This window comes from Butyrivibrio sp. AE2015, assembly GCF_000420825.1.
In the GTDB taxonomy this organism is placed as follows: Bacteria; Bacillota; Clostridia; order Lachnospirales; family Lachnospiraceae; genus Butyrivibrio.
Window position 1 is genome coordinate 1 of the sequence record NZ_ATVR01000015.1, and the last position, 21058, is coordinate 21058.

At 36.3% G+C, this 21058-nt stretch carries 19 protein-coding genes and 1 pseudogene; 2 read left to right on the forward strand and 18 right to left on the reverse strand.

Going from position 1 to position 21058, the window contains the following annotated elements:
* Window positions 1-92, reverse strand: a pseudogene (locus G585_RS17660) (MarR family transcriptional regulator); the annotation flags it as partial.
* 129 nt (window positions 93-221) lie between these two features.
* Window positions 222-476 (reverse strand): helix-turn-helix domain-containing protein, encoded by a 255-nt coding sequence (locus G585_RS17665; RefSeq protein WP_022774442.1) that lies wholly within the window; start codon window positions 474-476, stop codon window positions 222-224.
* Between the two features lie 191 nt (window positions 477-667).
* Here G585_RS17665 and G585_RS0108895 point away from each other — a divergent pair, with 191 nt between their 5' ends.
* Window positions 668-1978, forward strand: coding sequence for an IS30 family transposase (locus tag G585_RS0108895; protein WP_022774443.1), 1311 nt, complete (start codon window positions 668-670; stop codon window positions 1976-1978).
* Window positions 1979-2223: 245 nt separating this feature from the next.
* On the opposite strand, the gene G585_RS0108900 is transcribed toward G585_RS0108895, so the two are convergent.
* Window positions 2224-3000, reverse strand: a complete 777-nt coding sequence (locus tag G585_RS0108900; RefSeq protein WP_022774444.1) for an HD domain-containing protein — start codon at window positions 2998-3000, stop codon at window positions 2224-2226.
* 174 nt (window positions 3001-3174) lie between these two features.
* Between G585_RS0108900 and G585_RS0108905 the strand changes: the two genes are divergently transcribed.
* Window positions 3175-3363 carry a hypothetical protein gene (locus G585_RS0108905; protein WP_022774446.1) on the forward strand — a complete coding sequence of 63 codons (189 nt, stop codon included), beginning with the start codon at window positions 3175-3177 and terminating at the stop codon, window positions 3361-3363.
* 85 nt (window positions 3364-3448) lie between these two features.
* Here the strand turns inward: G585_RS0108905 and G585_RS0108910 are convergent, their stop codons facing one another.
* The 15 genes from G585_RS0108910 to mgsA form a co-directional block, all read right to left on the reverse strand.
* Window positions 3449-3994 (reverse strand): Crp/Fnr family transcriptional regulator, encoded by a 546-nt coding sequence (locus G585_RS0108910; protein WP_022774447.1) that lies wholly within the window; start codon window positions 3992-3994, stop codon window positions 3449-3451.
* 59 nt (window positions 3995-4053) lie between these two features.
* Window positions 4054-7608, reverse strand: coding sequence for a clostripain-related cysteine peptidase (locus tag G585_RS0108915; RefSeq protein ID WP_022774449.1), 3555 nt, complete (start codon window positions 7606-7608; stop codon window positions 4054-4056).
* Between the two features lie 96 nt (window positions 7609-7704).
* Window positions 7705-9243 carry a PP2C family protein-serine/threonine phosphatase gene (locus G585_RS18925; protein ID WP_022774450.1) on the reverse strand — a complete coding sequence of 513 codons (1539 nt, stop codon included), beginning with the start codon at window positions 9241-9243 and terminating at the stop codon, window positions 7705-7707.
* A 142-nt stretch (window positions 9244-9385) separates the two neighbouring features.
* Window positions 9386-9979 carry a DUF6033 family protein gene (locus G585_RS0108925; protein WP_022774452.1) on the reverse strand — a complete coding sequence of 198 codons (594 nt, stop codon included), beginning with the start codon at window positions 9977-9979 and terminating at the stop codon, window positions 9386-9388.
* Window positions 9980-10167: 188 nt separating this feature from the next.
* Window positions 10168-12066 carry an ABC transporter substrate-binding protein gene (locus tag G585_RS17675; protein WP_022774453.1) on the reverse strand — a complete coding sequence of 633 codons (1899 nt, stop codon included), beginning with the start codon at window positions 12064-12066 and terminating at the stop codon, window positions 10168-10170.
* Window positions 12063-13205 (reverse strand): sensor domain-containing diguanylate cyclase, encoded by a 1143-nt coding sequence (locus G585_RS18930; protein WP_196802903.1) that lies wholly within the window; start codon window positions 13203-13205, stop codon window positions 12063-12065. The genes G585_RS17675 and G585_RS18930 overlap by 4 nt, the downstream gene beginning before the upstream one ends.
* A 326-nt stretch (window positions 13206-13531) precedes the next feature.
* On the reverse strand, window positions 13532-14167 hold the full coding sequence (locus tag G585_RS0108940; RefSeq protein WP_022774456.1) for an AAA family ATPase: 636 nt from the start codon (window positions 14165-14167) through the stop codon (window positions 13532-13534).
* Window positions 14168-14202: 35 nt separating this feature from the next.
* Window positions 14203-15135: an RluA family pseudouridine synthase gene (locus tag G585_RS0108945; protein WP_022774457.1), complete on the reverse strand. Its 933-nt coding sequence runs from the start codon at window positions 15133-15135 to the stop codon at window positions 14203-14205.
* On the reverse strand, window positions 15135-15674 hold the full coding sequence (gene lspA, locus G585_RS0108950) for a signal peptidase II (RefSeq protein ID WP_022774459.1): 540 nt from the start codon (window positions 15672-15674) through the stop codon (window positions 15135-15137). The genes G585_RS0108945 and lspA overlap by 1 nt, the downstream gene beginning before the upstream one ends.
* Window positions 15675-15683: 9 nt before the next feature.
* On the reverse strand, window positions 15684-16784 hold the full coding sequence (aroB, locus tag G585_RS0108955) for a 3-dehydroquinate synthase (RefSeq protein WP_022774460.1): 1101 nt from the start codon (window positions 16782-16784) through the stop codon (window positions 15684-15686).
* A 99-nt stretch (window positions 16785-16883) separates the two neighbouring features.
* Window positions 16884-17408: a cell division protein SepF gene (locus G585_RS0108960; RefSeq protein WP_022774462.1), complete on the reverse strand. Its 525-nt coding sequence runs from the start codon at window positions 17406-17408 to the stop codon at window positions 16884-16886.
* Window positions 17409-17520: 112 nt separating this feature from the next.
* Complete coding sequence (locus tag G585_RS17685) at window positions 17521-19143, reverse strand: HlyD family efflux transporter periplasmic adaptor subunit (RefSeq protein ID WP_022774463.1); 1623 nt, start codon at window positions 19141-19143, stop codon at window positions 17521-17523.
* Window positions 19144-19220: 77 nt separating this feature from the next.
* Entirely contained in the window at window positions 19221-19640 is a 420-nt protein-coding gene (locus G585_RS0108970) for a hypothetical protein (RefSeq protein ID WP_022774465.1), read from the reverse strand.
* 73 nt (window positions 19641-19713) lie between these two features.
* The gene (locus tag G585_RS0108975) at window positions 19714-20676 is read right to left on the reverse strand and encodes a D-alanyl-D-alanine carboxypeptidase family protein (protein ID WP_022774466.1); all 963 of its coding nucleotides are present in this window, start codon (window positions 20674-20676) and stop codon (window positions 19714-19716) included.
* Window positions 20660-21055 (reverse strand): methylglyoxal synthase, encoded by a 396-nt coding sequence (mgsA, locus tag G585_RS0108980; protein ID WP_022774468.1) that lies wholly within the window; start codon window positions 21053-21055, stop codon window positions 20660-20662. Before mgsA ends, G585_RS0108975 begins: the two co-directional genes overlap by 17 nt.
* Window positions 21056-21058: the final 3 nt, after the last annotated feature.

Consider the following 21058-nt stretch of genomic DNA (forward strand, 5'->3'; position numbering starts at 1 on the left):
GCATCAATGTTTTTTTCTGCCAGTATCCTTTCAAATATACGATCACCCAGCTGTTTTATTTTTGTAACAAGAAATCCACCATTTGTCTTCATAATCAAATACTCCTATATCGTAGTTTTATGCTACGATATAGGAGTATTTTTGTCAAGCACACATATCATAACTTCCAATTTTCCACTCTAAGTCCCTAGAAGGTGGAGCGTTATGCTGAAACATAATGCTTATATTTTATCATCTAATATAAATGTATTTACACTAATACTTTCATTTTCGAGTAGAGATAATAGTCTTGCGGAAGGGCCGTTTGGTACATTCATGCCACTTTCCCATGCTTGTACAGTCTTTTTTGAGACCCCCAGCCATTTAGCCAGGAATCCTTGCGAGGTTCCTGTTTTTTTACGGATATTTTTAATGTCTTCAGCAGTATATTCTTTTACCGGTTTTACCTGGCAATATGAATTATATTTATCTTTCATCACTTGTCTCTTTGCGCATAAATAAAGGACTTTTAGCCCTTATTATTAGTCTGGTTAATATTTATATTCCTTTTAATTATATTTTCTCAAGCGGCTTTTGTATACTTCAGAAATCTATACTATTTAATAGTATAGTTTTCGGTTAAAATGTGGCTATGGGGAATAATAAACTGCTCAAGATTGGGGGAATAATGTCAGAAATAATATCCAAGATGAAGTTTAATGATAGAGAAACTATTGAAATTGGTTTAGCGAGAAAACAGCCATTAGTCAAGATTGCTGCGTTATTAAATCGCCACGTGGCTTCCATTGCAAGAGAAATCAAGAAACATCGTCTATTTGTCAGAGGAAGCTATTATGCAGGAAATGACTGTAACGGAGCTAAGGGATGTACAAAAAGGCATGTGTGCGGTGACGAAGCATGTCCCATGTACTGTTACACCTGTCCGAAAGATTGCCATAAGTACTGTTCTGATTACTGCAGCACTAAGTGTACTGCTTTTAAGAAGCCGCCTTATGTATGCAATGGATGTGATAAGAGGCGTTACTGCAACGATGACAGATATTTCTATGATGCCAAAGTTGCTGATAAAAAGTCTGTTGAAGTCAGAAAGAAATCCAGAGAAGGGATTCATCTTACTGATGAAGAACTCGAAAGCGTTAATCGCATTCTTTCTGAAGGCATTAAGAAAGGCCAGCCTCTTGCACATATCTTTGCCGTTCATGAACAGGAAATACCGATTACAAGTCGTACTGCGTATATTTATATCAATGATGGCCTCCTAGATGTAAGAAATATAGATCTGCGCAGGCAGACCAGATACAGAAAAAGGCGTAAAAAGAAATCTGAATCAGGGATTCTAAATCAAAAGTTCAGACAGGGACGAACGTATCTTGAATTTTTGGCACTCATGGAAAACAGGTCCGAAATGGACGTCTTTGAGATGGACACAGTCAAGGGCAAGAGGAATCAGAAAAAGGTTCTGTTAACCATGATATTTAGAAGAAATAACGTCATGATCGTATTCCTTATGCCGGATTGTACGGCGGATTCAGTAATTGACAGACTTGACTATCTTGAGAAAGGACTAGGCAAAGAGTGTTTTGCAAGACTCTTTGGAATATGCCTTACCGATAATGGAAGCGAATTCAAGGCGGTTGATAAACTTGAGCATTCCATAGAGATTGAAGGTGCTCTCAGAACAAATGTCTATTATTGTGATCCTATGCAGTCTGGGCAAAAAGGTAAGCTTGAAAAGAATCATGAATATATCCGTTATGTGATTCCTAAAGGAACATCTCTTGTTCCCTATACACAAGAAGATATCACCCTTTTGGTTAATCATATCAACAGCACTAAACGTCCTGGGCTCAACAACCTCTCACCTTATGAAATGATTTCTGATGACGATGAAGATATGCATAAGCTGATGAAGTTTTTAGATCTTAAGCCGATACCGGCAAATGAAGTTAATCTTACGAAAGAACTTTTAAAAAAGTAATTTCTTCAAAAAAGAATTTTTGAGCAGAATATTTCCCGGCTAAGCGCATAATTCGTGATGCAAATGGGTTGCGATAACTTTTTCAAACTTATCGTGAGTCGTCTTCTTAGATTGCGAACTTAAACGGGATAAATTTTTAAGTTGCCCATTTTTCTGCACTTTTAAGCATAAAAAATGACCTGATTTTAACATTTTTCAGGTCATTTCGTAATATACAGGTTATTTGGTTGCGTTAACTTTTTCATTTAAGCCTTCTTTTTAGAATAAAAGCTTTCAAGCTCTGCTTTTGTTTCCTCAAGAGCCTTTTTAGTAGTATCATTATTAGTCGGGAAGTCAAACATTTGATACAGATATCCCTGTTCTTTGGCCAGTTCCCAGCTCTTTGGATATACAAGTTCAAAAGAAAGTGCTATGTGACCAATTAGGTGTTCCGCGGGTGAAACCATAATATCCCGAAAAATGGCATGATGTTCTCTGACCTGGTCCATGACTTTTTGTGAGACTCCCGATGAAAAAAGCACATCTCTTGTCACATTATAGATTTCTTCCATAGGTGTCTCTACATTTACTCTTAAAATATCAACCTTGTCAGCATCCCTTAGAATATTGCAAAAGACAAGTGTTTTCCCCGATACCAGGCTGTCAATCCTATATTTATTGTGCTGTCTGATCACTATCTCAAGATCCTTATCCCATGACCTGAAATCCATATAATCTTTGATCAGATTTTCCTCTCCAAAAAGTAGGTCTGCCCCAAATTCAGCATGGTCAACAGATTCAGAATCAATGAAAGTATTATATCTTTTGACCTGTTCAAATCTTCCTACATCATGTAGCATTCCTGAAAGCCATGCAAAATCAATATCCTCATCTTTAAGATCAAGGCTTTTTGCTATTTCTTCGCAGTTATCTGCTACTCTGTATGTATGAGCTATTTTGAGTGCTATTTTGGGATTTGATGGATCATAATTCCTTGTATATGCTGCAAACTGCTCTTTTACTCTTTGTCTGTCTATTTTCATTTTTCTTAATTATCCTCGATTACATTTATTGTACGTCCCAATGATACCATTTTCTAAGTCATTGCGTAAAAAAAGTTTATTTTTAATTTATAAAAATCTAACACCAAAATCATCGCTTAGTCGTATAAATAAATATATGATAGATATAGGATTACGCAAATAGGAGGGATTATCATGAAAATAGAAGAAGCTGAAAAGATCATCAACAGCTCCAGTAATATGGATGAAGCCTTGAAGAAACTTAATATCTCTAAAGTAAAATTAACTGATGATCAGTTAGAAATGATTGCCGGAGGTGTTGACTGGACTAAAGTTGTACTAAAAATATTCAAAGAGGTTGTTAAAAATGCTCCTACTAAATAAATGAAAAAAAGGGATTCTCAATTACGGGAATCCCTTTTTGTATACTAATTATCGGCTTGACTTACTGACAATTTTTTATAGGTGATTACTTTCTGGCTTCATCCATGAAATACATTCTTGTACCGGGGTCAAAATGATTTTTGGGCCTGTTATTTTCAAAAATAGCATAATTTTTTAGCATATTCTTTATACTATTTCTTGTTATAGCGCTTTCAGTCTGACTAAGTTCATTTGCAACATTTGAAAGCTCAGCAATCTCCTGCTGCATCATAAGCATGTTATTTGCCATATTTGTCATGATCTGAATAACATTACCCGGATTATCTCTCATGAAATCATTAAGCAGTTCCTCAGTTATTCTAAGCAGCTTAATCTTGGAAAAAGAAATGATCGTATATATTGCAGGCTTTTTTGTAAGAATTCCAAATTCACCAAAACAGCTGCCGGGGCAAAGTATTCCCAGGAGTACTTCATTTTCAGTACCATACCCTGTGTACATTTCAACATGACCACTTAAGATTTTATACATATCAAGATTTCTTTCGCCTTCCCGAAGTATAATTGTTCCCTCGGGAATCTCATATATCTGATTTCTCAGTGTCACGCTTTTTTCATCAAATACTTTGCCCATAAAAGACAGCCCTCTTTTTTCTCAAACATGGTTACTAATATCCCATAAAGGTCTGATACTTATTCCTGGTTTTCATTAGAATCTTCATCATTGTTATTATCCTGCTGATCATCACCTTCATCAGAGCCGCCGTCATGATCTTCAGCTGTGTCCTCATTTACTATTGCGTCTTCTGACTGCTTTATCGCATCTTCAGTATCTATCGATACATTTTTGTCAGAATCTTCAGTATTACTCTGAGCATCTGGATTTGAAGCTTCTACATTAGATGTTTCTTCAACGTTATTAGCGTCATCTGATGTTTCTTCAATTTCTGCACTATCTGCATCATCAGCTTCTTTTGCTTCTTCCAAATTTTCTGATTCTTCTGTTTCCTTTGTTGCCTCTAAAATCTCTGATTCTTCGGTGTTATCTGCTACTACACCTTCCTCAACTATATGATCATCAGCAGTTTCTTCAGCACTTTCCTCTTCTGCTGCAGCATCTTCTGTAACTTCTACGGCATCAGTTGTTTCTGATTTAGCCTCACTGATTATAGGTTCAGCCGGTTCATCGGTTCCAACAGCTCTTAAACTCTTGTCTGAATCTGTTTCATCAGCACTCTGATCATTTTCAGAATTTTGGGCCATGGCTTCAGCATCTTTTGCTGCCTGCTGACGTACTTCTTCAGCTAATTTCTGACTATTTTCAAATGATGTATCATAAACATGAACCTCAGTAACATAAGTTTCCAGGACATCTGAACCATATTCATCTTTGCTTAGCTCATACTGATTACCATAACTGTCACTTAATGTATATATAGGCATCAAATCAGTAATAGTCTGAAGTTTTAAGGAATTTTCCTTGTCAAAAAATACAGTGCCAATCGAATGGATCATGACATCTGTTGCGCCATCAACAATATATGAAGCTCCACTTAAAAGCTCAAGATAGCAACCCTCAAGAGATTCGATATCGTTGTAAGGTCCAACCTCTCCATTACTTATATCCTGATATGAATCAAATGAAAACTTATCATTTTCAGAGGATACATTCAAAAAGATAGTTCTTAACTTGCCATCACTAGCAGCTTCTTTAAAATACTTCTCTCTTTTCTCATAGCCATCAGGTGTAGCTACATCACCTACGTTATTCCATATGGTCAATGGAATATATCCGTAATAAGTATTTGTTTCACTGTCAAAATAAGTCATGTAAAAACTTGTTATCTGGTCGTTTAACGTATACCATTTCTGATCAAATGGAGTAACTTTAATACTTACACTACTATTTTCTGTAGATTTTTCTGATGCATATGTGAAAAGAGATGTTTGTCCTATATCCTGATATGTGTCATCAATTTTTAATGCAACCCCTACGTTTACAGTATTATCAATAACAACTGGATCAACATTGACAATTTCTATAGTAGCAGTTTGCTCTACGTCATCTTTGGTTATCGTAATATTATCTTTTTTCACGCGATTATCAACAAAGTAACTAATGATTTCTTTTAAATCTTCCGCCTCTTCAAAATCTATACCAGCTTTTTCAATAAGGACACTTGTTTTATAATCTTCGCCTTTATCTTCAAGGATCTTGATTATATCATCTACATTATAATTCTTAGTATCTTTCCAAAGGTCACCAACTACAAATGCTGAAACAGTGGTTAACGCCAATTGTGCATAAGCCTTCATATAGACATCATTGGCATTTATATTACCGTAAATTTCTTCCACATCTGATGCTTTGGCATTTATGTAGTTCAGATCGCCCTTTTCATCTTTGCCTGCATATACCCTTGTAAAAGGCTGTATTGGAAAATTGATACTAAGACCACAGTTTACATATTCTTTATCTTTTCCACATGCATATATGATTGCATTATTATTAATTGAATTTTTAAGATTTATGCTTGCATTTTGTAATGCAGAGCTTATTCCTTGTTCATTACTTAGCTTATTACAAAGCTTAACAATATCTAAGAGGCAATTATTGTCGTAACCATTTTTAGTGCCATAATCGCCTTCTTTTCCAATTGTTGTTATTACCAATTCATAGCCTGTAATATCTTTAATATCACCAAGTAGAGCAATTGCAAAGTCGGACAAAGCTTCATCTAAATCATCCATCTTTGAACAATCAAATAGTGCAAGTGTTATATTACCTGAATTGTCCTTATACTGATCCATATATGAATCTATAATATTAGTTGCAAGTTCAGTTGTTTCCATATCGGGATTTTCACTGTAAGCAGTCATAAATTCATAGTAATCCCAGCCTGCACCCGGTTCGTTTTCTTCAGAAAAAATAAGGTAGTCAGAATATCCATGTAGAGCGTCTGCAACTTCAATTGTAGCCATCTGGCAGGCATCAAAGCCTATGAAATCAAATTTCTTGCCATCTTGTATAAAATCTGAATTTTCAATTGAAGCCATCAGCTTGTCTAATGTAAAACCTACATCATTCCTTTTATCGGTCTTTTTTTCTTTTACATCATCATCATAGATTTCATCAAAACCATATCCTTTTATTCCATTGCCATGATCCCATAAAATAAGATCATAATACTCAGAACTGGTTGAAGAAGTAACGTAATCAATAAAAGCGGTAAGATATGTGTTGTCCAGGAAGTAAAGATCTGTATATGTCTCACGTAAAGAAAGATAATTTATATTATTATCGTCTTTAAGCACTTCATATATCTGCACATCCCGAGAAATATCCGTAGCATACAGATCATAAAGCTCATCAGCATATTTATTAACTTCTTTTTTCTCATTTTCATCCAGATCAGCTATCTGCTTGTCTGGATAAAGTAAATTACAGGCGTAATCTGCGTAGTAATCTCCATCATTCATGTGCCATTTATTTGTGCCGCCTGTAGTGATGTATATCTTTGTATTATCAGGTATATTAGCTCTTAAAAGATCCAGCATATTTTTGGTACCGAAACAAGAATTTGACTCAAGGTCTGTACCATTTAAAAAGATCATAATAGTTCTGGTATAAAGATCAATAATTTCCTGATCTTCAGAATCACTAGTATCTTCTCCCGGATCCTGTGTGTTTTTTCTTTCAAGCTCAGCCTGTTCTTTAACAGCTTCTGCTATGGCAGCGTCAAAAGCCTCAAACTCCCTTGTATCTGCAATTGCAGTTAATACGCTCATAGGAATCTCAGTTCCATTTTCAAGCGCATCTATAAGAGTTTTATTTCCGGTTTTTTGTAATAAAGATTTATATCCTTCTTTTGAAATACCCGTAAAAACAGCAGAAAAACTTAAGTTTTTACCTTTTTTTAATTCAAGCTTGTTAAGGCCAAAGAAGAATTTAAGTGAAGGCAAACTTGTCTTTGCAAGTTTTTCGTCTAAAACAGTTATATTCAGCGCTACTTTATTGGAACCGTCTTTTACCTCATATGTGTCTTTTCCATCATATGAGATCAGTAGTCCGGGAAAAGAGTCTGATTTAAGAACTGTCCCTGTAGAATACAGCTTTTGTAACTGATCATATACAGATACACTCGCTGCGTAAGAAGTAAATGAATTGACGCCAATAAGCAATGGCGATGTCAAAATCATCACTGAAGATAATAAAACTACAATTATACTTTTTAGTTTTTTACCCATATACACCTCCATGTAAAAACAACACACTTCTTAGATATATATATCGGGTAAAAAGCTTTCCGTGCTAATAATAAAACGATAAAAAAAGTATTAAATTCATGATCCTGCCGGCCCATTATACTTAAGGCAAAGCATAGTTATATCATCAAATTGATCTGCATCTTTAACAAAGCCTTCAATATGACTCTTTACATTGGTAAGAACCTGCTGTGGAGTAGCCTCTTTATCTGAATTAAGGGCTTCAACAAGCCTTTCCTCTCCAAAAAGTTCATTGTTTATATTTGTAGCTTCTGTAACACCGTCGGTATAAACAAAAAGCGTATCTCCTGGCTTTAGTTCAAATTCATGTTCCTTGTATCTTATGCCTTCTATTGTTGCAACTGCCGGGGAATGCCTGTATATCACAAGCTCGTAATCTCCGTCTTTCTTCTTAAATGCAGGGTGCTCGTGACCTGCATTAACCGCTGTTCCTTTTCCTGTTGTAAGGTCAAAAATAGCAAGCCATACTGTTACAAAAAGCTCAGCAGTATTACCCTCGCAAAGCTGTTCATTCACATTCATTAAAGCCTGTGAGGGGCTGTCCCCCGCAAGGACTCTGTTCTTTATCAGTGTCTTTGCAACCATCATAAACAGCGCTGCAGGTATTCCTTTTCCTGAAACATCAGCCATTACAAGGGCAATATGGTTATCGTCAACCATAAAAAAGTCATAGAAATCACCGCCAACCTCTTTTGCAGGATTCATTGATGCATAAAGGTCAAACTCTTCTCTGTCAGGCCTGAAAGGAAAAATCTTTGGAAGGACATTCTCCTGAATTGACGAGGCAAGAGCAAGATCTCTGTCAGCAACAGCTTTCGCGCGGCCCTGAGAAACATTTAATATGCAGTACATAAGTAGAATTGTCAGCATAACTGTAGCTGCTGTCGGAGAAAGCCCATATACTCCAAGAGTAAAAATACCCATGGAAACAGGGGCAAATACATATACAAAAAAAGTATAGATCTGATATTTTTCCAGCTGTTTTCTTTCAATAACAACTGCAGCAAGAGCTGAAAATGCTGTAAAAAAGGCATAAATCATCGATAATGGATAATATGGACTTCTATGATATATTCCCATCTCATCCACAGTGAAATAAACGCCGGTAAAGAGATTGACTATCCTCATGCCAACAGCAATATATAAGCCTACTTTGGCAATAATACCAAGGTTCTTTACGACACCCTTGTTGACCTTAAGATAGGTCATAGTATAGAGCCAGAAAAAGTAAGCCTCCACAGGAGCACAGAAATAATAGAAAGTATTATCAATAATATTCAAAACCCTCAAGCTTGGAACACCATCCAAAAGCCATGCGCAGGCATCTGTGAAAAGTCCCAGATATGCAACGTTTATAAGAGAAAGCAAGTGTTTTAGATTTGCACCTGTTTTTTGAACATCCACAAGACAGCAGATATATAATACATAACCGATCATCATACCCACAGCGTCAATACCTATATTGATCAGATATATATCTACAAGATCATTGATTCCTCTTAAATGAACGAGATAACCTACAACAATTACGAGTAAAATATATATTGCTGAAATAATAAATGCTTCCCTTTGCTTATGGTTAGATAATCCCTGCATGATTGCCCTCTGTTTAAAAGAAATATAGATAGTGTCTATACTTATAATACGTTATTTTATATACACAAAATTATTAAAAAATTATAAAAAATGGACATAGGAAAAGATCCTATGCCCTTTTGTACTTTACTAATTTTTCTTATCACTGATTTGTCTTATCAGTTACAAGTGATTTAATGACCTCATCTAAAGAATTATTGCTGTAAGAGTTTCCATTTATATCGGCAAAGAAATTTAATTTTCCATCTTTTCCAATACTGATACCAAAATTGGAAATCTCATCCTTTTCATCAGTATTCTCACTTATCTTCTGGCTCATATCACTGATCTTGGTCATTGCATCATCAATTTTTCCCAGAAGCTTATCTTTTGCCTCTTTATCTTTTTCATCGTCAGAAGCAAGAAGCTTCATCTCATCTTCGGAAAGAATAATGCTATATTCAAGATCTCCGCCTATCTGCGACAGATCATCATCAGGCCCGGCCACAAATACATCGGCGTTTTCGTATTTCTTTTGAAGCAGGTCAACAACCTTGCCATACATTTCAACTTCCGGAGAAAAAGAAACTGTGGCGCTGTTTCCAAGTCCTGTTCCAAATACTGAGGCTTTATTACTAACATCTTTGGATTTATCAGCAGATCTTGCGTTTGACTTTCCCGCTGCTTTTGCAGTTTTAGTGGCATTAGCAACATTGCGGTACATTTGGCTGACATTATTACTTATACTGGCTGCCATAATTTTTCCTCCTTGAAAAATCAGAGCATAGAATCCTTTCTATGCAAAAGAATGTGAAAATATAAAATCACATTCGTTGTTCTTTGGGTTCAGATTATCACCTACTTTATAGCTAACCAATTAAATTTGTATTAAATTTTGTACATTCTGCAATATTGTTTCAAGTAATATCAAAAAACATGAAAGTCTCATTCAATCCATTCAGCATAAGCTTTTTCATATTCTTCCAGATTCATAGATTTTTCGTGCTTCTTATAGTATTTATAGCGCTGTCTTGCCATTCCATAGGAAGAATACTCGCCTTCAAACTCATTTAGCTTTGACATGATATATCCATCACCATTCATAATAGAGAACGGAACCACAATAGCATTACTGATGATGATATTTTCAGCCTCTGCAAACTCAGTAAATCTCCTGTCATTATCGTCAGTAATAGAAGAAGCAAGATCAATCTGCTCCCGCCATTTTTTATGTATCTTTTTTATCTCTGAATTATCGGAAAGCTGCCAGAATGTGTAGTCTCCATCATCTTCAAAGGGCTCTGTCCAGGTTTGAGGGTCCTCATAATCCGCGCCCCAGCGGCATTTCATAAAGGCATATTTACCTGACATGCGAACTGAGAGTAAAAACCCCATATCGCTCCCGGCGGTTACTATAACATCGATAAAATCCTTACCCAAAGTCGATTCTATCTGTTCCTCCATCATATATGCTTCCTGCTTCCACCCTTCTGTTGAAGGATTATATGGCATAAGCATTTTTATTGGAAAAGTCACCCCCTTTGGAGTAAGTTCAAGCCTCGCAAGATCTCTGTAGATCCTTGCTTTTTTAGGGTCAAAAGAGTCATTTCCTGCGTGATACGCAAGTTTCCCATAAGATGTATAATCTTTTCCGTTAAAAGAATTAGAGCCTTTAGGAGTGATCGTGTTATTTATAAGAATTTCCGGATCGTATGGTTCATAGAGCTTTAAAATACTTACCCTGTCTATGGAAGACATGACAGCTTTTCTAAAGCTCAAGTTTTCTACAGCTTTTTTCCAGTTATCAGGTTCATATCTTTTATCAAATAATGGTTCATAATTAAAGGAATAAAAATATGAAAAAGAGCTATCCGGTCTTGACCTGTGAATATTCTCTGCATATTCAGGGTTACTCATATACTCATCAAGATGATCAGGACTTATGATTGCCTTATCAACAGAGCCATTCATATATTGCTCTGGCCCAATTAACAGAGCATCAGCATCATAATAATTTTCAATCCTGTCAAGATAGACGTTTTTCTTATCCCAATAGGTGGGATTTTTTACAAATATCTGCTTTTCAAGTGGTTTAAAATAATGCAGTATGTAAGCTCCGTTATATAACAGAAACTCATTGTCTGTAGCAAAAACACTTCCAATCTCATTAAGGTACTTTCGGCAGATCGGGAGATACGTTGTATAGGATAAAACGCTGGTAAAAAAGGGACATGGTTTTTCCAGGATGTATTTCAAAGTCTTATCATCTTCTGCCACAACGCCAATATCAGAAGGGATTATCTTTTCCGGTATTTCCTCAAAATCATCGGGTTTTAAAACATACGATGTAAATTCATAGTATTTCTGGGCATTTAAGACCACAGCCCCTGTCGAATACATGTACTGACAATCTGTATCATTGGCAGCATTATTAACATATTCTGCAGCACATACAAAGTCATCAGCTACTACATCTGCATAATAATTGCCGTTGTAGTCGACCCATTTTATTCCGTCCCTTAAATGAAAAGTCCACTCAGTAAAATCCTCATTTGACTCCCAGCTCTCAGCAAGTCCGGGGATAATATTGCCCTTTGTGTCATAGTCAACAAGAGCATCTATAACATTGGCACAAACTGCTGTATCAACAGCAGAACTTGTCACCAGGTAGTTTAGATCAATAACCTCCGAAGAATATACAGTCTTAAAAACAACTGCATCATTGTCGTAAGCATCTTCAAGCGTATGATTTTCAAGATCAGGAAGCTTACCATAGCAACCGGTCAAAAAAGTCATCACAAAACACAGGAATAGAAGTATGCACTTTTGAGAAAAACGGCTCATCCTCGCATCTCCTTTCCTATTGATTTGTAATAGAGTTCTTTATCGCGATACATCTCCTCCTCAGCAAGCTTGATTACTGTTAAAAGCTTCTTATCAGGTGTTGCCATGGCAAGGCCACTTGCAACATGGTAGTTTTCTTTTTCAATATGATCAAGAACCCTTCTAAGGTCCTTTCTTACGGCCTGTTCATCCCTTTCATATCTGAATGCTACAAATTCATCACCGCCGATCCTATAGGTGTTATTTTCGCCAAATTCGGCGCTTATAATTGATGCTATGGTTTTTAGCATATTATCACCGGCCACATGTCCCTGGGTATTATTGAGCTCATGAAGACCATTTACGTCAAAATAAATACATGCCATACCATCTGTCCCCTGCTGTAGATGCTGGCAAAAGTATTCATACCTGTTCCTGTTTTGAAGTCCTGTAAGAGCGTCCATATTAGCTCTTCTTTCCATACCTTTAAGGGAACCGGTTGTAATATGAATAATGTAAAAGAAATAAATAATAAGTGAAATTGCCTCTGCAGCAATAAGTAGGTATATGCCTATATGCATTGGCCTAACTGCTTCATATACATATTTTTCCGGAACACTAAGAACCATCTCCCAATTGGCTATTGTCATCGGCAGGTAACAGTAATACATTATTTCATTTGTCGCATTGTCCCGAACAATAGCATAGCCACTTTTTCCGCTCTTTATATTCTCATCCAGAGTTTCTCCTGTACTTATGGCAAGGAGCTTTAAAGTCGACTCATCAAAATAGGTATTAATTCGGTTTTGGCCATCTATAAGGTACTTTCCTGTATCTCTTTCAATGATAGAAATAATGCCATGGCCGTTATATACTTCAGGAGACCATGCATCAATAATACCTGCAGGCGTTGTGGTGCCATATATAAAAGCTATTGTTCTGTCATCCTTCCTTATAGGAACAAAGCTTCTAATATCCAAAACTGAGGGAATTTCAAGATCTCTTTGAAGGGTTGAAATATGTTCTCCCTTCTCAAGCACAGAATTAAAATCCAAAATCCCGGTTGCATCAATATCTTTTCCCGAAATTCTAATGACTTCATTTCTGGGCGTAAGAATAGCAGCCTCTGAAATATTGGAATTTACATAATAAATATTCAAATATCTGGTAACACCTAGGGAATGTAAAGATTCTCCGGACTCGGAGATAATTTTAGAAATAAGCCGTAACATATTACGGTCCGCACGAAACTCACCCTCGATGGAGCTTATGGCTTCATCGGTGGATTTTTTGAGTTCTAAATAACTTTGGTCTCTAGTATAGTTTTTTACATAGAGAACGTAAACAGTAGAATATAAGAACACGATCAGCATAAGAATGAGTGTAGCAATCAGGCTTCGCGTTCTAAATCTTTCCTGCGCACGCTTCCACATAGCTCATCCTCCATGAAAGGCCTGACAATTAAGTCAGGCCCTCTATAGGTGAATCAAAGTTTCTTGGAAAGCTCATAGTCTTCAATATACTGAGTAATAAATTTTACGGTACCATCTATACCGAGAATGCTTGAATTGATGCAAAGGTCATAGCTGTCAGCTCTGCCCCATTTCTTGGATGAATAATAGTTATAATAGCTCTGACGCTGTTTATCCTTTTTATTCATCATCTCTCTTGCCTTGTCATCTGTAGTGATATCTTCAAAACGCTCTTTAATGCGTTTTATCTTGCACTCTTCATCAGCCGTGATAAAGAGATTAAGAACATTTGGAAAATCAGATAATGCATAATCTGCACATCTTCCAACGATAACGCAAGGGCCTTCCTGAGCAATATTTTTGATAGTATCAAACTGTGCCAAAAAAACTTTGTGGCTGATAGGCATGTCAACAAAACTAGAAGAATTATATCCAAATGAATATGTGTCCATTACAAGGTTGTAAAGAAAAGAATTTGTAGGACGCTCATCATGATTCTGAATCATCTCCTCGCAAAAGCCACTCTCTTTTGCTGCTCTAGAAAGAAGCTCCTTGTCATAACACTTAATCCCGAAATGATCGGCGACCATTTCTCCTATTTCTCTTCCGCCTGATCCAAATTGTCTTCCAATAGTGATTATAGTATTCATATACATCACCCCTTTTCCCTTTTTCTTATTTTACCTTATTTAAGAACATTGAGCAAATGTGAAAAATACTCAGGTAGCGGCGCATCCGTTTCTATATACTCTTTTGTTGTAGGATGTATAAAGCCAAGCGTTTTGGCGTGAAGACACTGGCCATTTAGTTTGAATCTGCTCTTCCTGTTTCCGGCATACACCTCATCTCCTAAAAGAGGATGTCCAATATGAGCCATATGAACACGAATCTGATGGGTTCTGCCTGTTTCAAGTCTGCACTCTATATAAGTCATATTATCTTCCTCAAATCGCTTTAGAACGCGAAAATGAGTAACCGCTTCTTTACCGCCACTTGTAACTACAGCCATTTTCTTTCTGTCATTAGTGCTTCTGCCAATAAGGGTTTCAATCGTGCCCTCATCCTCTTTAATTACGCCGTAGCAAATTGCATGATATACACGATTTATAGAATGCTCTTTGAGCTGTTCAGCTATTTTTTGATGTGCATTATCATTTTTACAGATAATAACTGATCCCGTAGTATCTTTATCAATCCTGTGAACAATTCCTGGCCTCATAACACCGTTAATACCTGATAGATTATCATGGCAATGATACATAACAGCATTTACCAGAGTATCCTTATAATGACCGGCAGCAGGATGGACCACCATATCTTTTGGCTTATTTACAACAAGAACATCATTGTCCTCATAGATTATGTCCAGCGGAATATCCTGAGGCAATATCTCAGGAATCTCAGCGGGCGGAATCTCCATTTTAATATAATCATTTTCAGAGATGCAAAAGCTTGCCTTTACATTTTTTCCATTGCAAAAGACCTTTTTGTCATCTATAAGTTTCTTTATGTAAGTGCGAGAAAAAGAAGGGCTAAGCTCAGATAAAAGCTTATCTATCCTTAGTCCTTCATATTCATCACTTACAACATATTCAAATAATTTGTTTTCACTATCCATTATTTTTCCCTAAATTTCTTTTGCTGGTTAAAGCTAAGGAAATTGAAATCATTCTCTTTATAGTAAAAAAGAAAAAGGATCACAAACAAAAATGTTGAAACAGTAACATATATATCTGCTACGTTAAATATCGGAAAATTGATGATAACAAAATAGATGAAATCAACAACATAATCGTTGCGAACTCTGTCTATCATGTTCCCGGCTGCGCCACTTGCAATCATAACAAGTAAAACATGCATGATATTGTACTTTTTGTCATCAGGCATTCTAAAGAGAACATAAGCTATAATGCAAAGTATCATTACAGCAACAAGTATAAAAAAGACCTTTTGATTTTGCAAAAGCCCAAAGGCAGCGCCACTGTTTTTTAAGAAATTAAGCTCTAATACGCCGTCAATTATCTTTATAGCAGGCTTATCTTCCAAATGGATAACTGCAAGGTACTTTGTAAACTGGTCTAAAAAAACTAAAAATATAATCATCAAAAAATCAACCAGCAAAAAGATTTTTTTCTTTTTAGACAAATTTGTATTCATAAAAACTTATCAGTCTCCATTCTCAACGTAGATAATTTCATTTAAAGCAGCATTCATCTCATCTTCAGTGACACTAGTGTCAATAAATGCTTTTCCGATCTTTTTAAGGAGAATAAACTTGATCTTATCTCCATCAGCTTTTTTATCTGACCTTGTAAGCTTTATTACCTCAGAAGGCTCAAGATCTTCTACAGATATTGGAAGGTTAAAAGGAACAAACATATCTCTGATCTCGTAATATTCTTCCATAGCGATCAGCTCTTTTTTCCATGAGATAAAAGCTGCAGCAACGCAGCCCAAAGCTACGCACTCACCATGAGTAAGTGAAAATCCTTTTGCCTTTTCAATAGCATGTCCAAGAGTATGTCCAAAGTTAAGAAGTGCTCTGTCTCCCTTTTCTGTAGGATCTTTTTCTACAACTGCCTTCTTGATCTCGCAGCTTCTTCTTACCATCTCAAGAACTACGTCTGTATCCTTGTCTTCAATCTCATACATGTTCTCAATAAGCCATGAATAGAAAGAAGCGTCTTTAATAAGACCATGTTTCATTACTTCAGCAAAGCCTGAAGCATACTGTCTGTCACTTAAAGAATTAAGTGTAGAAATATTCATATAAACAAGGCGAGGCATGTGGAATGCACCTACCATGTTTTTATACTCGTCAAAATCTACCCCTGTCTTACCGCCAATGCTACTGTCTGTCTGAGCCAAAAGAGTTGTAGGGATCTGAATAAAATCAATTCCCCTAAGATATGTTGCAGAAGCAAAACCAGCCATATCACCGACTACACCGCCACCAAGTGCAACAATAAGGTCATGTCTGTCAAAATGATTTTCGATCAAAACCTTATATATTTTCTCAATCTCTTTAAGATTTTTATTCTCTTCACCTGCAGGGATTGCATAAGTTATAACTGTCTTTGATACCTTATCAAGTTCCTTCTGAACATCCTTTGCATATAACTTCTCAACATTACTGTCAGTAATTATTGCAATCTTTCTACCCTCAAAGCCAAGCTCTTTAACTTTTCCGCTTAAGCTCTCAAAATCCTTTTCAAACATGATCTCATAACATGGCTTCCCACCATAGTTAATAACTAAACTTTCCATACCTCGTATCCTTCATTCTTTAACGTATATTTCAATACACACTGGTAACTGAGCAAAACATAAAAAATTAAGCTGCCGCGAATGCAGCAGCTTGTAATATTAATCGATTTGATGAGGTCCCTCTGGTATTCCGCTACCAAAGCCACTCAAAATATTCTGGAAATCGCCTGAAATATCAACTGATGCCGGTGTAATAATGAAGATGTATCTTGATATCTTCTGAAGATTACCTGAAATTGCAAAAGTTGAACCTGATGTAAAATCTATGATCCTCTGTGCGATATCTACGTCAAGACCTTCTAAATTAAGCACAACTGTGCGATTTGCTAAAAGTGTTTCTGTTATCTCCCTTGCATCCTCAACAGAAGTAGGTTTGATCACGCAAACTTCCATACCGGCAGCTGATAAAGCTTTCTTTGACCTGGATGGAACAACCTTTGGTGCAGGCTTTTTTGCTTTTTCCTCGGAAACATCAATAGTGGGATCATCCTTACCAATTGGAGCCTGATTATTTATTGACTCGATCTTGGATCCACCATCATAATAAGTGTCATCCTCGTCATAATAACCATCTTCATCCCCATTAAGCTGAATTGCTTTTAAGAATTTATCCATTACACTCATTTTATCTAATGCTCCTCACATTTATTTTTCCCAACAAAATCTCATATAATATTATCGTAGTTTTACGTATTATGTCAAATTTATATGGTATTTTTAAACAAATTTAAATTTTTTATACTTGAGAAGATACCGCTCCTGATGAATCATCAGATGCGTCTTCCGTAGACTCTTCAGTAGATTCCTCACTTACTTCATCAGATGACTCGCTTGAAGAAGCAGCAGAATCTTCATATGCGGCTGTATCAGATGAGTCCTGAGCGCTATTATCATCCGAGCTACTCTCATACGAACTCTCATCTATGCCTTCACTTTCATCTCCTGAACTGTCAGATGCCTCATCTGCATTACCGGAATTCTCATCAACTGTAGATGAATCAAGAACAATGTAGTCATACACATTAAGTCCATACATAGTATTGGAACGAACTATGGCGTATTCATCGTTCTGATAAAGTATCTTTACCTGTCTGAAATCTGCATAGCCTTTGTTTATATTATAAACCCCAATAAGAGTATCTGTCTTACTAACTGTATATCTTTCGTTGGAATCAGGCTTAATAAGCGTATCGCCAGCCCTTAATGTATCAGTATCAATATAATACTCGGTATCTGTCTCATTATATACATTAAGAGAAACAAACTCAGTAGTAGCATTTCCCTGTTCATCGTACTTTTCTCTAAGAACTCCGGAGGTATTATCATTATTACTTATAAGATAAGCCTTAGGAATCAGGAAAAAACTCTTATTTACAATTGATGAATTAGGAATCTTAAGTCCTGTCTCATCCTCTGTTATAAGCTCGACATTTAAAAATCTGTCCCTGCAGAATGTGATCATGGAATTGGTAAATGTGAGCTGAACAAAGCTTTGGCCATCAACATTGGTATAGGTAGTGACCTTACCCCAGGATTCATCCTGGTTTTTAATGAATCTTACCTTGATATATTCAAGCTCCTCAAATTCCTGCAGTCTTTCAGGATCTTGCTCATTTATGATGATAGACCACTCTTCACTTGTGCAGAGCTTATATACAGGATCTCCTGCCTTAACAAGTGTATTATTGATAAGCTGAGTCTTTTCATAGTTCTTTTGATCGAGCTTATCCAAAGTCATGGTCTCAAGCGTCAGATCCTCGTATCCATCGATAGAATAAACAACAATTCCTGTATCAGGAGCATTTTTATATCCAATGGATGAAAGTGTTCCACTACTTGAATTAAGTGACTGGATATTCTGTAAGATACTGCTGTTTGATAGCTTCTGAACAGTACCATCTATGCTGACCTTAAAATCATATACGGTATAGAAATTCTGAGGATCAAAAGATGAATCAAAATTTACTATCTGGCTTCGAAGCTCAGATAAGTCTTCATCCCCAAGTGCAACTTCTTCAGAACCCTGTGATTTAAGATACTCAAGAAGTTGACCTGACTCATCAACTGTATAAACCAGATTGCCTACTGCAACTCTTCCGCCTTCTGTTGCGAAATAATTGACATAGCCTGCATTGTCACTGGTTATGATCTTCTCTGTACGAACAGCCACAGCATCATAAATATTATTTGTTGAAAGAGCTCCCTCTTTAACCTGATATCCGACTATATGATCCCTGCGCATATAAGTAATTACACTGATAACGATATATATAGCCATTACAGAAAAGAATATCATTCCAATGTTTATATTATTTATATTGCCCGGATATTTTGTTACACGGCTGTTTTTCTTAGCCATTTTCCCAACCTTTTATACTTTTTTTACAATATATAAGCCGCGGAAAGCCCGCGGCTTATATACATTATACTTTAAAATTAAAGTGAAATTACAACCTTGGATTTAACATTTTCAGGAAGCTCTGATTCATCCATTGAGACACTTAAGATGAAATCAATATTGAACTTCTCAGAAAGCTTTTCGAGTTTGTCAATAGTTTCTGTTATGTCCTTGCCCTCGAGACAAGAGATATTTAAAAATCCATCAAAATACATCTGTTGGAGATCGTGGTCCTGAGAAATAATACCACTTACGAATCCGATAAACTCATCAGAATTTGAAATCATAAACTCTGGAACTACAATAAGTCTGATCTTATTGTTTAATTCATACATGTGCTTGGTGTTCTTATCAAGAAATACTACGCTTCCGAGTACATTCTTAACCTCGGTATTAACCTTGTCCAATAAACATTTTGTCTTTCCTTTACCCTTTTTCCCAACAATTAACTGAACCATCGGCATACCCTCCTGCTAGTTAGAATTTAAATTCTTGTAATAATTATAGAATATTACATGTTAAAAAACAACTCTATTTGGTTATTTCTCCAAGCAAAGATGACATGTCTGAGTAAAGTGTACCGCTGTCTGTATCACGCATGATAACTGCGATGTAAGGACTTCCGTTTGTATCTCTTGCAAGCAGGATAAGGCAATGACCGGCAGCAGATGTTGTACCGGTTTTACCTCCAATTACAGTAACACCCATAGGCGCTGACTGACTGCCTGAAAGATATGCATTTGTGCTGGATACAGAAACATCTTTTGAGTTTCCTGAAGAATCAAGATAGTTTGTACTGTATTCAGTCATATTTATAATTTCACTGAATGTTTCATACTGCATTGCAGCATTGAATATCATATACATATCATAAGCTGTAACATAGTGGTCATCATCAGTTAAACCGTGAGGATTTGTAAAATGAGAATTTGTAGCTCCGATAGCAAGTGCTTCCTTATTCATCAATTCTGCAAAACCTTCGATGGATCCGCCAATATTGGTGGCAATAAGATTAGCTACATCATTAGCTGAATATATGAGAAGTATCCTAAGGGCCTGATCAAGAGTTAATCTGTCACCCTCTTTAAGATTCACCTTTTGTGCTCCGCTTTCATTTACATAGACATTACTGTCCGCAACAAGAACCTGATCAAGTTTGCCGTATTTTAAAGCAACAAGAGCAGTCATTACTTTTGTCAGACTTGCAGGATGAACCTGAAGATTAACATTTTTGGCATATAAAGTTTCTCTGTTATTGAGATCAAAAAGACCGGCACTGACATCAGAAGAAATTACATCCTCATCTCCTGTTATGTCACCGCCTGCAACACAAAGATCTGAAGCGAAAGTTGGATAAAAGTAAGTATTTCTGACATCTTCGCTTGATGAAGATACAGCGTACTTTGCAGAATATGAAAAGTAAGAACAGCCGGTAAGTCCAGTTGTTCCTACTAAAAGACACAATAATAAAGCTATCTTACTTGTACATCTCACGCCACTCAAAATCTCCCCTATCCAATGACTTAAGTAAAAGCTCTGCTGATGCCAGATTGGTGGCAACAGGAATATTATGCATATCACAAAGTGACATAATATTGCTGATATCAGGTTCATGAGATTTTACTGTTAATGGATCTCTTAAAAAGATCACAAGATCGATTTCGTTGTGCTCAATTGCTGCTCCAAGTTGCTGAGCACCTCCAAGATGTCCTGCAAGATACTTGTGAATTGAAAGATTTGTTACTTCTTCTACAAGTCTTCCTGTAGTTCCTGTGGCATAAAGATCATTTCTACTAAGAATTCCTCTATAAGCTATGCAGAAATTCTGCATAAGTTTCTTTTTCGCATCATGTGCAATTAAAGCTATATTCATATA